12 protein-coding genes are annotated in these 13,074 nt (G+C 75.1%); 9 read left to right on the forward strand and 3 right to left on the reverse strand.

Going from position 1 to position 13,074, the window contains the following annotated elements:
* Window positions 1–28 precede the first annotated feature (28 nt).
* The 5 genes from ACZ501_RS17910 to ACZ501_RS17930 are packed head-to-tail and all read left to right on the forward strand — an operon-like array spanning window position 29 to window position 7,341.
* Window positions 29–1,222 carry an ATP-grasp domain-containing protein gene (locus tag ACZ501_RS17910; protein ID WP_468796409.1) on the forward strand — a complete coding sequence of 398 codons (1,194 nt, stop codon included), beginning with the start codon at window positions 29–31 and terminating at the stop codon, window positions 1,220–1,222.
* On the forward strand, window positions 1,219–3,012 hold the full coding sequence (locus tag ACZ501_RS17915; protein ID WP_468796411.1) for an IucA/IucC family protein: 1,794 nt from the start codon (window positions 1,219–1,221) through the stop codon (window positions 3,010–3,012). Before ACZ501_RS17910 ends, ACZ501_RS17915 begins: the two co-directional genes overlap by 4 nt.
* A complete protein-coding gene (locus tag ACZ501_RS17920; RefSeq protein WP_468796413.1) occupies window positions 3,009–4,295 on the forward strand; it encodes an MFS transporter in 1,287 nt (428 codons plus the stop codon). The genes ACZ501_RS17915 and ACZ501_RS17920 overlap by 4 nt, the downstream gene beginning before the upstream one ends.
* A complete protein-coding gene (locus ACZ501_RS17925; protein WP_468796415.1) occupies window positions 4,295–6,115 on the forward strand; it encodes an IucA/IucC family protein in 1,821 nt (606 codons plus the stop codon). The genes ACZ501_RS17920 and ACZ501_RS17925 overlap by 1 nt, the downstream gene beginning before the upstream one ends.
* Window positions 6,112–7,341, forward strand: coding sequence for a type III PLP-dependent enzyme (locus tag ACZ501_RS17930; RefSeq protein ID WP_468796417.1), 1,230 nt, complete (start codon window positions 6,112–6,114; stop codon window positions 7,339–7,341). Before ACZ501_RS17925 ends, ACZ501_RS17930 begins: the two co-directional genes overlap by 4 nt.
* 91 nt (window positions 7,342–7,432) lie before the next feature.
* Here the strand turns inward: ACZ501_RS17930 and ACZ501_RS17935 are convergent, their stop codons facing one another.
* Entirely contained in the window at window positions 7,433–7,636 is a 204-nt protein-coding gene (locus ACZ501_RS17935; RefSeq protein ID WP_362457760.1) for a CsbD family protein, read from the reverse strand.
* Between the two features lie 158 nt (window positions 7,637–7,794).
* Here ACZ501_RS17935 and ACZ501_RS17940 point away from each other — a divergent pair, with 158 nt between their 5' ends.
* From ACZ501_RS17940 to ACZ501_RS17955, 4 genes are all read left to right on the forward strand, one after another.
* Entirely contained in the window at window positions 7,795–8,286 is a 492-nt protein-coding gene (locus tag ACZ501_RS17940) for a (2Fe-2S)-binding protein (RefSeq protein WP_468796419.1), read from the forward strand.
* The gene (locus ACZ501_RS17945; RefSeq protein WP_468796421.1) at window positions 8,283–9,275 is read left to right on the forward strand and encodes an FAD binding domain-containing protein; all 993 of its coding nucleotides are present in this window, start codon (window positions 8,283–8,285) and stop codon (window positions 9,273–9,275) included. The genes ACZ501_RS17940 and ACZ501_RS17945 overlap by 4 nt, the downstream gene beginning before the upstream one ends.
* Before the next feature lie 58 nt (window positions 9,276–9,333).
* Complete coding sequence (locus ACZ501_RS17950; RefSeq protein ID WP_468796423.1) at window positions 9,334–11,439, forward strand: xanthine dehydrogenase family protein molybdopterin-binding subunit; 2,106 nt, start codon at window positions 9,334–9,336, stop codon at window positions 11,437–11,439.
* Between the two features lie 80 nt (window positions 11,440–11,519).
* Window positions 11,520–11,762 (forward strand): DUF6213 family protein, encoded by a 243-nt coding sequence (locus ACZ501_RS17955; protein WP_362457748.1) that lies wholly within the window; start codon window positions 11,520–11,522, stop codon window positions 11,760–11,762.
* 40 nt (window positions 11,763–11,802) lie between these two features.
* Here ACZ501_RS17955 and ACZ501_RS17960 read toward each other — a convergent pair whose 3' ends face one another.
* Together ACZ501_RS17960 and ACZ501_RS17965 are read right to left on the reverse strand one after the other, a co-directional pair.
* Window positions 11,803–12,438 carry a hypothetical protein gene (locus ACZ501_RS17960; protein ID WP_468796425.1) on the reverse strand — a complete coding sequence of 212 codons (636 nt, stop codon included), beginning with the start codon at window positions 12,436–12,438 and terminating at the stop codon, window positions 11,803–11,805.
* Window position 12,439: 1 nt separating this feature from the next.
* Window positions 12,440–12,982, reverse strand: a complete 543-nt coding sequence (locus ACZ501_RS17965) for a hypothetical protein (protein WP_361610641.1) — start codon at window positions 12,980–12,982, stop codon at window positions 12,440–12,442.
* Between the last annotated feature and the right edge of the window lie 92 nt (window positions 12,983–13,074).

The raw sequence follows: 13,074 nt of genomic DNA on the forward strand, positions 1-13,074 counted from the left end.
GTTCAGTTCTCGGAAGGGGCTCCAGCCCATGCGGTTGTACCTGCTCGCACTCAACCCGACCGATTCGGTCACCGAAGGGTTCCTCCCCGCCGCCGCCCGGCTCGGTCTCGACGTCACCGTCCTGACCGACCAGCCCGAGGCCCACCGCCGGTCGGTCGCCGCGGACGTCGAGGTCCTGGAGTGCGACGTACGCGACTTCCGCGCGGTCATCACCCGCATATCGACCCACCACGCACCCGACGCCGTGTTCACCAACAGCGACCACCTCCAGACCCAGGCGGCGCTGGCGGCGGACTACTTCGGCCTGCCCGCCAAGGACTGGCGCGCGACCCTGAGGGTCAAGGACAAGGCCCAGATGCGCCGCCACCTGGCCGCGAGCGGGCTGGACGCGGTGTGGTCGACGGAGCTGTCCCCCGGTCAGGACCCGGTCTCCCTCCTCGCCCTGGACGTGCCCTACCCGTGCGTGGTCAAGCCGCGCGAGGGGGTCGCCAGTGAGGACGTGGTGCTGGTCGAGGGGCCGGAGGAGCTCGTCCTGCGCTGCAAGGAGATCCAGGTCCGCCGGCCGCAGGCGCCCCTGGTGGTCGAGGAGTACCTGGCCGGCGAGCTGTACACCCTGGAGACGCTCGGCGACGGGAACGTCCGTCACGTACTGAGCGGCTTCCACACCCGGCTGTCCGCACCCCCGTACTTCATCGAGGAGCGGCTGGTCTACATCCCCCACCACCCCGAACCGGTGCTGGAGCAGGTCCTCGCCCAGCTCGACGCCCTCGGCGTCGGATTCGGCGTCTGCCACACCGAGTTCGTCGTGCACGACGGCCGCGCCCGCATCATCGAGGTCAACTACCGGGCCATCGGGGACCAGATGGACCTGCTCCTGACGCGGCTGCTGGACATTCCGCTCTTCGAGCACGTCCTGCGCACGCACCTGGGGCAGCCGCTGCCCGCCGACCTGGGCGCGCGCACGGAAGGCGCCGCCGTCGTCGACTACCCCTGCGCCCACAGCGCCGGCACGCTCACGGCCGCGCCCGCGGCGGCCGACCTCGTCGTGGACGGCGTCGAACTGACGTACCGGCCGCTGCGCGCGGTGGGGGAGCGGCACGGGCTTTACCACACCAACCGCGACTACATCGGAGTGCTGCGCGCGGTCGGCGAGGACCAGGCGACCGTCGACCGGATCGCCGCCGACTACCTCGCGGCCCAGCGGTGGGAGATCACCCCGTGACGACGACCGCCCAGGCGGCCCCCGCCGCCCCGGCCCTCGCCGACACCACCGAAGCGGAGCTGCTGCTGCGCGTCCTCGGCGCCCTCCTGCGGGAGGACGTCGTCGGCCTGCGCACCCGCACCACCCCCGTCGACCGCGCCGACGGACGGTGGCTGCGGCTGCCCGCCGAGGACGGTGACGCGCTGCTCCTCCCGGTCGCCGAGGACGGCTACCAGAGCGTCCACGCCGCCCGGCTGCCGCTGCTCGTGCGCGAGTCCGACGGCCGCGAACTCACCACCCACGACGAGGTGCTCGACGCCCTCGGCGCGCTCGCCGACCCCGTCGACCGGGGCGGCTTCGACGCCTTCGCCGAGGAGTGCCGCCAGACCCTCGCCACCATGCGCCTGCACTCCCGCACCCGCGACCAGGCCGCCGCCACCCTGACCGCCGCCCACGGAGCGGAACCCGCCGACTGGACCGGCCTCGCGGGCGGGCTCGCGTACGACACCCTCGCGGCACGCCTCGACCACCCGGTGTACCCCACCGCGCGCGGCCGCTCCGGCCTCGACGAGGACCAGCTGCACGCCTACGCCCCCGAGTTCCACCCGCACTTCGCCCTGCGCTGGATCGCCGTCCCCCGGCAGGACCTCACCGTGGCCGGCGGCCCGGACGCGCTGCCCGCCCTCTGGCCCACGCCGGCCGCGCTCGGCCTGCCCGCGCTCGACCACAGCCACCTCGCCCTGCCCGTCCACCCGCTCACCGTCGGCGCACCGCTGGACGAGGCCCTGCACGCCGCGGGCCTGACCGGCCGGGCGGTCCTGGCCGAGCGCCCGTACCTCGACGTCGTCCCCACCCTGTCCATGCGCACGGTCTCCGTCACCGACGACCCCACCCTGCACATCAAGGTCCCGATGGCCACCGCCACCCTGGGCCTGCGCAACCGCCGCGTCATCCGGCCCGGCTTCCTCGCCGACGGGGTCGCCGGCCAGCGCCTCGTGGAAGCCGTCGTCGCCCGCGAACCGCGCTTCCAGGGCGTCGTCCTGCACGCCGACGAGACGGTCTACGCCCACGCCGGCCACGAGCTCCTCGCCGCCCTCTGCCGCCGCCACCCGGCCGGACTGGAGGACGCCGTCGTCACCCCGCTCGCCGCGCTCCTCGCCGAGGCCCCCGGCGGCCGGCTGCTGATCGACCACCTCGCCGACCGGTTCTACGGCGGGGACCCGCTCGCCCTCCTCGGCGCCTACCTGCGGCTGCTCCTCGACTGGCAGACCACCCTGTTCGGCTACGGCATCGCCCTGGAGTCGCACCAGCAGAACATCTCCCTCGTCCTCGACCGCGGCCCGGCCGGCGACACCCGCCTGCGGCTGCTGTTCAAGGACGACGACGGCCCGCGCGTCCACGCCGCCCGCGTACGCGCCACGCTCGGCGCCGACGCCCCCCTCGGCTTCGACGACCCCCGCGCCTTCAGCGAGGACGACCGCCCGCTCACCGACCTGTTCACCACCATCACCCTGCACCTGTGCGCCGGTTCCTACGCCTTCGGGCTGGCCCGGCACGGCCGCGCCGACGCCCGGGTCCTGCTGGACCTCGTACGCGACCGGCTCGCCGAGGCCGCCGAACGGCTCGGCACCGCACCGGGGGAGCCCGGCGCCGTGCTGCGCGCCCACGTCCTGGACGCTCCGCAGCTGCCCGTCAAGGCGATGGTCACCGCCGGAACGCTGCTCAGCAAGGAGCGCTCGGGCGCCGCCGACATCAACAAGCACTACACCACCGGACCCAACTACCTCCTCCGGCAGGAGGGTTCACCATGAGTACCGAAGCCCCCGCGGACCAGCGCACGGCGGTCCCCGCCGCCGGCCCCGAGCCCGAGCTCCGCCCGGCGCTCGGCCGTAGACAGGTGCACGCGGTGGCCGGCTGCTACTTCGTGGCCTCCTTCGCGGCGCTCGGCCTGCCGCCCTTCCTCACCGAGATCCTCCCGGAGCTCGGCGACCGCGACGCGAGCTGGGCCGGGGTGCTCTACATCGTCCCCACCATCTTCGCCGCCGTCGGCGCCCCCCTGTGGGGGCGGCTCGCCGACCGGTTCGGCCGCAAGCGGCTCCTGCTGCGCGCCCAGCTGGGCCTCGCGGTGTCCTTCCTGCTGGCCGGCTGGGCCGACTCGATCGCCGCCTTCACCGTCGCCCTGGTCCTCCAGGGCGTGCTCGGCGGCACCTTCGCCGCGTCCAACGGCTACCTGGGCGCCGCGCTGGAAGGAGCACAGCTGTCCAAGGCGCTGACGCTGATGCAGGGCGCCGCGCGCGCCGCGCTGGTCTTCGCCCCGATCGTGGTCGGCAGCCTCTCCCCCTGGCTGTCCCCGCACCGCCAGTACGCCCTGCTCGCCGTCCTGCCGCTGACGGCCGCGGCGCTGATCGCCGCGCTGCCGGAATCCCGCGGCGGGCGCACACGGCCGCGTACGCCCGCGGCGGCGCCGTCCGACGCCCCGGCCGCGGAGCCGGGCGGGGAGCCGGGCCGCGGGCGGGCCACGCTGTACCGGCTGTACGCCCTGGAGTTCGCCTTCGTCTTCTCCACGGTCATCTCCTTCCCGTACCTGATCTCCCTCGTCGACGAGCGGATCCCCGGCACCTCGCCGGCGGTCTCCGGCGTCCTCTTCGCCCTGCCCCACCTGTGCTACCTCGCCGCCGCGATGTGGGTGCACTCCACGTTCCACGCGCGCCCCCGCCTCGGCGTGGCGATCGGCTTCGCCTGCATAGCCCTCGGGCTGGCCGGACACTGGCCGGCCCACTCGCTCGCCACCCTGGCCGCCGTCCGCCTGCTGCTGGGCGCGGGCCTGACCCTCGGTCTGGTCTGCCTCTCCGTGATGGCCTCCGAGTGCGCCAAGGGGCGTGCGCCGGGCGGGCTGTTCGGCTCGATCGAGTTCTTCTCCAAGGCCGGAGCCGTCGCCGCGGGCCTCGCCGCCGCCGTCGGCAACAGCCTGTACGGGCCGACCGCCCCCGTGCTGACCGGTACCGCCGTGGCCCTGGCCACCGTCTGCGCGACCGCGCTCCCGGCCCTGAACCTCCGTTCCCCCCGCTCTCTCCGCACCCGCTGGAGCCGTTGATGTCCCTGACCGATGCAAGCGGTGCCGCCCCCGTCGCCACCCGTGCCGCCGTATCCCCGGCCGGGCTGCCCACGGCCGACGAAGCGGTCGCCCACACCCTCCTGAACTGCCTGCTGCGCGAGCTGTCCGGGCCGGAACACCAGACCGCCGTGGCCGACGGCCACCTGCTGCTGTGGCTGCCCCGCCGCGGAGTGCTGCTGCGCGCCGCCCTGCGCCGCACCTCGCTGCTCGGCGCCCACCGCTTCACCGGTCCGGTGCGCGAGCGCCGGGACGGCGGGTGGGCCGCGGTCGGCTGGCGCCGGCTCGCCGAGTACGTCCAGGACGAACTGGCGCTGCGGACCGACGTGCGCAACGAGGAGTTCCTGGAGCAGGTCGCCTCCAGCCACGAGGCCGTCTCGGCCGCCCTCGCCGTACGCGCCGCCCGGCCGGCCACGGGCACCGCCGTCGGGGACGGCGACGGGCTCGCCGCCTACCTGGAGTCCGAGCAGTCCCTCGTCCTCGGCCACCGCTTCCACCCCACCCCCAAGGCCCGCAGCGGCGACACCGCCTCCTGGCTCGCCTACGCGCCCGAGACCGGCGCCACCTTCCGGCTGCGCCACCTCGCCGTGCGCGAGCACCTCGTCATCGAGGAGAGCGCCGAGGACGGTGCGACACGGCCCCTCGACGCCCTGCGCGCCGACGTCCCCGACGGCTACCGGCTGCTGCCGGCGCACCCCTGGCAGTACGAGATGCTCAGCGGGTCCCCGCAGCTGCGCGCGGCCCTCGACCGCGGCGACGTGCTGGACCTCGGCGAGGGCGGCGAGCCCTTCGCCGCCACCGCCTCGGTCCGCACCCTGTACGACGGGGACACCTTCCTGAAGTTCAGCCTCAACGTCCGCATCACCAACTGCCTGCGCAAGAACGCCAGTTACGAACTCTCCGGCGCGGTCGCCCTGACCCGCCTGCTGGCCCCGGTCCTGGCGGACCTGGAGGCCCGCTTCCCCGGCACCGCCATGCTCCGCGAGCCCGCCTACCGCAGCATCGCCCTGCCCGGCCCCGACGGCACCCCGGACCGGTCCCTCCTGGAGGGCTTCGGCGTGATCGTCCGGGAGGGCCTGCTCACCCGGCTCATGCCCGGCACCACCCCCCTCCTGGCCGCCGCCGTCGCCGACGAGTACCCCACGGGCCCCGGACACATCTCCCGCCTCATCGACACCGGGGACCCGCAGGCCGCCCTCGCCTGGTGGGCCGCGTACGTGAAGCTGCTCGTACCGCCGGTCCTGTCCGCGTATTTCGACCACGGCCTGGTCCTGGAGCCGCACCTGCAGAACGTCGTCGTCTGCGTCGACGACGAGGGCATGCCGGCCCAGGTGCTCTTCCGCGACCTCGAGGGCACCAAGCTCGTCCCCGAGCACCACGCGGACCTCCTCGCCGCACTGCCGGCCGACGTCGCCGGCCCCATGACGTACGACGCCCAGCGCGGCTGGGACAGGGTCGTCTACTGCCTGCTGGTCAACCACATCGCCGAGATGCTCGCCGCCCTCGCCGACCTCCACCCGCAGACCGAGGCCGCCCTGTGGTCCCAGGTCCGCGCCACCGTCCAGGAGCACGCCGACCGGCACGGCTGCCCCCCGCGCCTGGCCGCCCTGCTCGCCGGCGTGCCGCTGCCCGCCAAGGCGAACCTGCTCACCCGCTGGGAGCGCAAGGCCGACCGCGAAGCCGGATACGTCCGGCTGGCCTCCCCGCTCACCGAGGACGTGCTGTCCCAGGTGCTGCGCGACCACACCGACGACGACCGCACCGAAGACGCCCACGCCGAAACCACCCGGAGCCCCCGTTGACCGCCCCCACCGCAGCCGTACGCGACCGCGTCCTCGACCTCGCGGCGACGGAACTGCCCGCCTATTTGTACGACCTGACGGCCCTGCGCGAGCACGCCGCCGCCGTACGGGCCGCCCTGCCGGAGCGCGTCGAGCTCTACTACGCGGCCAAGGCCAACCCGGAGGCGGAGATCCTCGCCGCCCTCGCACCGTACGTCGACGGCTACGAGGTCTCCTCCGGCGGCGAACTCGCCCACGTCACCAAGGCGGTGCCGGGCAGCCCCCTCGCCTTCGGCGGACCCGGGAAGACCCCGGCGGAGATCGTGAGCGCCCTCGAACTGGGCGTGCAGCGCTTCCACGTGGAGAGCCTGCACGAGCTGCGGATGCTGGCCGACCTCGTCACGCGCACCGCCCCCGGCTCCGCGGCCCCCGGGGTGCTGCTCCGCTTCAACCTGCCCCTGGACGCCGCCTCCCTCGAAGGCAGCTCCCTGGCCATGGGCGGCCGCCCCACCCCCTTCGGCCTGGACCCCGACGACGCCGACACGGCGGTGCGCCTGCTCACCGACGGCACCTACCCGCGGCTGCGCCTGCTGGGCGTCCACGCCCACCTGGCCAGCGGGCTCGACGCCCCCGAGCAGCTCGCCGTCGCCGAGTCCGTCCTGACCTGGGCCGCCGGCCTCGCCGCCCGCCACCGCGTCACGTTCACGGAGGTCAACGTGGGCGGCGGCATGAACGTCGACTACGCGGACCCGGACGCCCGTTTCGACTGGACGGCCTACGGCGCGGGCCTCGCCCGGCTCGCGGACGCGCACCCCGGCCTGACCCTGCGCATCGAGCCCGGCCGCGCCCTGACCGCGTACTGCGGCTGGTACGCCACCGAGGTACTGGACGTCAAGCACAGCCGCGGCGAGGAGTTCGCCGTGGTCCGCGGCGGCACCCACCACCTGCGCACCCCGGCGACCAAGGGCCACGACCAGCCCTGCACCGTGCTGCCCGTCGCCGCATGGCCCCACCCCTGGCCCCGGCCGGGTGCCGAGGGGGAGCGGATCACGCTCACCGGCCAGCTGTGCACGCCCAAGGACCTGCTGGCGCGCGGCGTGCCGGCCGCCGGCCTGCGGGCGGGGGACCGGGTGGCGTTCGGGGTCGCGGGAGCCTACGCCTGGAACATCTCGCACCACGACTTCCTGATGCACCCGCGCCCCGGCTTCCACTTCCTGGAGGCCGACCGGACCCGAACCGGCGGCTGAGGGGCCGTTCGAGAAACGGGCCCGCGACGCGGCACGGCGTGGCCCCCGGCCGGTTCCGGCCGGGGGCCACGCCGTACGGGGCCGCGGGGGATCAGGTCTCGCGGCGACGGTCGCGCAGGGAGTCGCCCACTCCGCGCGCGCTCTCGTCGGCCTTGCCCATGGTTTCCTTCGTCTTGCCCTTGACCTGGTCCATCTTGCCTTCGGCCTTCATCCGGTCGTTGCCGGTGACCTTGCCGACGGCCTCCTTCGCCTTGCCCTTGGCCTGGTCCATCTTGCCCTTGGCCTTCTCCGCCATGGTGATCTCCTTTCCGAGAGCCTCATGGGACCGCCTGCCCAGCTTCCGCCGTCCAAACCCGATCGGGTGGAACCGGGCCCCGATGCGGTGCGGGACGCCGCCGACCGGTTACACGCCAAGGGGCGGTGAGGACCGTCAGGAGAGGCAGGCGTTTCGGCATGGACGGCCACGAAGCCACGCACGCGCAGGTCACGCTGTACGTCAACGGCGAACGGCACACCCTCGACCTGGACCACCGCACGACCCTGCTCGACGCGCTGCGCGAGCGGCTCGACCTCACCGGCTCGAAGAAGGGCTGCGACCACGGCCAGTGCGGGGCCTGCACCGTCCTCGTCGACGGCCGGCGGCTCAACAGCTGCCTGCTGCTCGCCGTCGCCCAGGACGGCGCGCGGGTCACCACCGTCGAGGGCCTCGCCGGGCCCGACGGGCGGCCCCACCCCCTCCAGGAGGCCTTCGCGGCCCGGGACGCCTTCCAGTGCGGCTACTGCACGGCCGGCCAGCTGTGCTCGGCCGTCGGCCTGCTCGCCGAGGCGAAGGCGGAGGGCGCGGACCTCACCCGCGAGGCGATCGCCGAACGGCTGAGCGGCAACCTGTGCCGCTGCGGCGCCTACCCGCGCATCGTCGACGCCGTACGGGACGTGGTCGCGTGAAGCCCTTCCACTACGTCCGCCCCGCCGGCCTCGCCGAAGCGGCCGGGGCCCACGGCGGCCGGCCCGGCTCCGCCTACCTCGCCGGCGGCACCAACCTCGTGGACCTGATGAAGCTCGGCGTCGAGCGGCCCGACACCGTCGTGGACATCGCCCGCCTGCTGCCCGCCGAGGTCGAGGCCACCGCGGACGGCGGGGTCCGCGTCGGCGCCGGCGTGCGCAACGCCGACCTCGCCACGCACCCGGTCGCCGGGGCCCGCTGTCCGGCCCTCGCCCAGGCCCTCCTGGCCGGGGCGTCGGCGCAGCTGCGCAATGCCGCGACGACCGGCGGCAACCTGCTCCAGCGCACCCGCTGCGGCTACTTCCAGGACGTGTCCAAGGCCTGCAACAAGCGGGAGCCCGGCAGCGGCTGCGCCGCCCTCGACGGCGTCAACCGCGAGCACGCCGTACTCGGGCACTCCCCGCTGTGCGTCGCCACCCACCCCTCCGACCTCGCCGTGGCGCTGAGCGCGCTCGACGCCGAGGTGGAGGTCACCGGCGCCGACGGCGTCCGCAGGGTGCCGCTCGACGGCTTCCTGCGGCTGCCCGGGGAGCACCCCGAGCGGGACACGACGCTGGGGCACGGGGAGCTCGTCACGGCGGTCATCCTGCCGCCCGGCGCGTTCGGCGTCCCCTCCGCCTACCGCAAGGCCAGGGACCGCGCCTCGTACGCCTTCGCGCTCGCGTCGGCCGCAGCGGTCCTGGAGACCCGGGACGGCCGGATCTCCCGGGTGGCGCTCGCCTTCGGCGGGCTGGCGCACCGGCCCTGGCGGGCCCGGGTCGCCGAGGAGCGCCTGCTGGGGGAGCGGCCGGCGGAAGACGTCCTGCGCACGGCCGTGGACGCGGAACTCCAGGCGGCCCGCCCGCTGCGCGACAACGCCTTCAAGGTGCGCCTCGCCCGCAACCTCGCCGTCGACGTACTGGGCCGGCTCGCCGGGTCCCTGCCGGACTGACCCCGGCGGCCGCCCCGCCCGCCCGGCGGGGTGCGCGCGGCGCGACAGAAGGAGAGACATGGAAGGCTTCACCGCGCTCGGCTCGCCCGCGACCCGGCGGGAGGCCGTGCCGAAGGTCACCGGCACCGCCCGCTACGCCGCCGACCACACCCCGCCCGGCTGCCTGTACGCCTGGCCGGTACCCGCCACCGTGGCGTCCGGCCGGACGGTCCGCGTGGACACGGCCGCGGCCGCGGCGCTGCCCGGCGTGGTGACCGTGCTCACCGCCTCCGACGCCCCCCGGCTGGGGCCGACCGAGGACGCCGAGCTGCGGCTGCTCCAGGACGCGCGGGTGCCCCACCGCGGCTGGTACGTCGCCCTGGCGGTGGCCGACACCCTGGAGCGCGCCCGGGCCGCCGCCGAGGCCGTGACCGTGACCTACGAGGCCGAGGGCGCCCCCGACGTCCGGCTGTACGAGGAGCACCCCGGCGCCTACGCCCCCGAGAAGGCCAACGGCGGCTACCCCGGGCGCAGCGAGCGGGGCGACGCGCTCGCCGCGTACGCCTCCGCGCCGGTGCGCGTCGACTGCCGGTACACGGTGCCCCCGCTGCACAACCACCCGATGGAGCCGCACGCGGCCACCGCCGTCTGGGACGCGGACGAGGGCCGGCTGACGGTGTACGACTCCAGCCAGGGCGCCAACACCGTCCGGACCGAGCTGGCCTCCCTGTTCGGCCTGCCGGAGGAGCGGATCACCGTGAACTCCGAGCACGTGGGCGGCGGATTCGGCTGCAAGGGCACGCCCCGTCCGCACGTCGTGCTCGCCGTCATGGCGGCCCGGCACACCGGCCGGCCCGTGAAGCTCGCCCTGCCCCGCGGCCACCTGCCCGCCGTGGTGGGCCACCGCGCCCCCACCCTGCACCGGCTCCGCATCGGCGCCCGCCCCGACGGCACCCTCACGGCCCTGGCGCACGAGGTCACCACCCACACCTCGCGGATCCGCGAGTTCGTCGAGCAGGCGGCCGTCCCCGCCCGGGTGATGTACGAGGCCCCCGGCCTCCTCACCGCGCACCGGGTCGTACCGCTCGACGTCCCCACCCCGTCCTGGATGCGGGCGCCCGGCGAAACGCCCGGCATGTACGCGCTGGAGTCGGCGATGGACGAACTCGCCGACGTCCTGGGCATCGACCCCGTCGAGCTGCGGCTGCGCAACGAGCCGGACGCGGAGCCGGACAGCGGACGCCCGTACAGCAGCCGCAACCTGGCGGCCTGTCTGCGCGAGGGCGCACGGCGCTTCGGCTGGGCGGACGCCCGCGCAGCCCGGGCGTCCGGCGCCCTGCTGACCGGCGCCGGCGTGGCCGCGTCCACGTACCCGGTGCTGGTGGCCCCCTCCCAGGCGCTGGCACACGCCCTGCCGGACGGCACCTACCGGGTGGAGGTGGCCGCCACCGACATCGGGACCGGGGCCCGCACCGTCCTGGCCCTGGTCGCCGCCGACGCGCTGGGCGTGCCCGCGGACCGGGTGACGAGCGTGGTCGGGCACACCGGCCTGCCCCAGGCACCGCTCGCGGGCGGCTCGTCCGGTACCGCGTCCTGGGGATGGGCGGTGCACGAGGCCTGCCGCGCGCTCGCACTGAAGCTGGAGCGGCGGGACGGGAACGTCCCCGAGGGCGGGCTCTGCGCCTCCGCCGACACCACCGCCGCCGCCAAACAGCGCTCGCCGTACGCGCGCCACGCCTTCGGCGCCCAGTTCGCCGAGGTGCGGGTCGACACGGTGACCGGGGAGGTGCGGGTGCTGCGCATGCTGGGCGTCTTCGCGGCCGGCCGCATCCTCAACCCGCTCACGGCCCGCTCCCAGTTCGTCGGAGGCATGACGATGGGCCTGGGCATGGCCCTCACCGAGCACTCCCCGCTGGATCCGGTGTACGGCGACTTCACCGCGCGCGACCTGGCCTCGTACCACGTGCCGGTGCACGCCGACGTACCCGACATCGAGGCGTACTGGGTGGACGAGCACGACAAGCACCTGAACCCCATGGGCAGCAAGGGGATCGGCGAGATCGGCACGGTGGGCGCGGCCGCCGCCATCGGCAACGCCTTCGCCCGCGCGACCGGCCGCCGGATCCGCGAGCTGCCCCTCACCCCCGACCGGGTCCTCGCCGCCCTGGCCGGGGAGGAGGCCTGAGCGGCGCGGGGTCGGCGCGCACGGTTGCCCCGCCGGAGTGCGGGTAGCCGACGATGAGGAGCCGTCCGGGAGGAAGTCCCATGATCCAGGTGTCGATACCGCTGTTCCCCGCAGAAGACGGGGGTCTGCTGATCCCCGCCGACCACGTCACCGCGCTGCTGCGCCGCCTGGCCGAGGACTGGGTGGACGCCACCGAGACGGGCGAGATGCCCGCCGACGAGCGGACGGTGTCCGACCTGGCCGACGTACTGACCGAGCTCGCCGACCAGATCGACGTCGAGTGCATCGGCTGCGCGTCCGCACAGGAGGAGCGGAAGGGCTGACGCCCTTCCGCTCCTCCTGTGGTGGCCGGCCGGTCCGGTCTCAGGTCTTCAGCAGGCGGTTGAAGAACGACCGGTAGTGCTGGAGCGCCATGCGCAGGTCCTCGGTGGCCACCTGGTCCCCGCGCTGCCACTGGCCCTGCAGGTCCTGCTTGTGCGCGTTGAACGTCCCGGCGAGGTCCTGCATGAGCTCGGCCACCAGGCTGTCCGCGGAGGTGACCGCCTCCTGCGGGTCGTCGACGAAACGGCCCTGGATCTCGCCCCATGCGGTGCGGTACCGCTCGGCGTCCGCGGCGGCGACCAGCGGCTGGTCGTCCCCGGCGCCGCCCGGCTCCGCGGGCCCGCCCCGCAGGGCGCCGTCGTCCGCGCCGGCCGTGGTGCTCCGGTCGCCGAGCCCCGCCGGTCCGAGGCCGTCGTCCTGGGAGCGCCCGAGCTCCTCGTCCCGGCCGCGTCCGAGGTCGTCGTCCCGGCCACCGGTGTCCGCGACCTGGTCGTCGCGGCCCGTCAGCGGCGCGTCCCCCTCGTCCTGGCCGCCCCTCCGCGCCTCGGACAGGGTGTCCCCGGACGCCTCGCCCGGGTAGACGGGCACCGCGCCCCCGCCGGACTCGTCCGGGCCCGCCAAGTCCTCCGTGCTCAGCGGGGTGCGCTCGGTCGTCTCGTTCTCGTCATGGTTGCGCATCTCACCGGCTCCTCTGGTCCGTGAGCAGTTCTTCGAACAGGGCGCGGTAGTGCACCATCGCCCCGCGCAGCTCCTCCGTCGTCGCCCGGCCCGCGGAGCTCCGCGTCCGGACGTCGTGAGCCGCGCGGTAGTGCTCCAGCGTGCTGCCGTGCTCGACCGACAGGTCGCGCACCGCCCCCTCGAAGCCCTCGGTGGGGTAGCCGCGTTCCCGCATCAGCCTGGACACCAGGTCGTCGGCCTCGTCGACGGCGCCCGCCGGGCGGTCGACGAAGTGCTCCTGGACGCCCGTCCACTCCTCGGCGTACCGGCGCCGCCGGTCGGCGGGGAGTTCCTTGATGTCGAGCCGGTCGTGCCGGGCCTCACGGGCGCGCAGCTCGCGCTCGGCGGCCAGCGCGCCGCCCTTCTCCTCGACCGTGCGCGCGTACTCCGGCCCGAAGCGGTCGCGCAGATGGCGCCGCCGCGCCAGCAGCCACAGAATCGTGGCGAGGGCGATCACCACGACCACCCCGGCGACGATCACCGCTATGAGCGTGCTTGTGGACATCTTGGGCCTCCGTCCTGGCGGCCTTGCGCCTTTATGGCGCGGCTGCCCACCCTGCTGCCCGACAAACCCGGCGGCCCGGCGCCACACGGCCC

This window comes from Streptomyces sp. NPDC034085 (genome assembly GCF_055575555.1).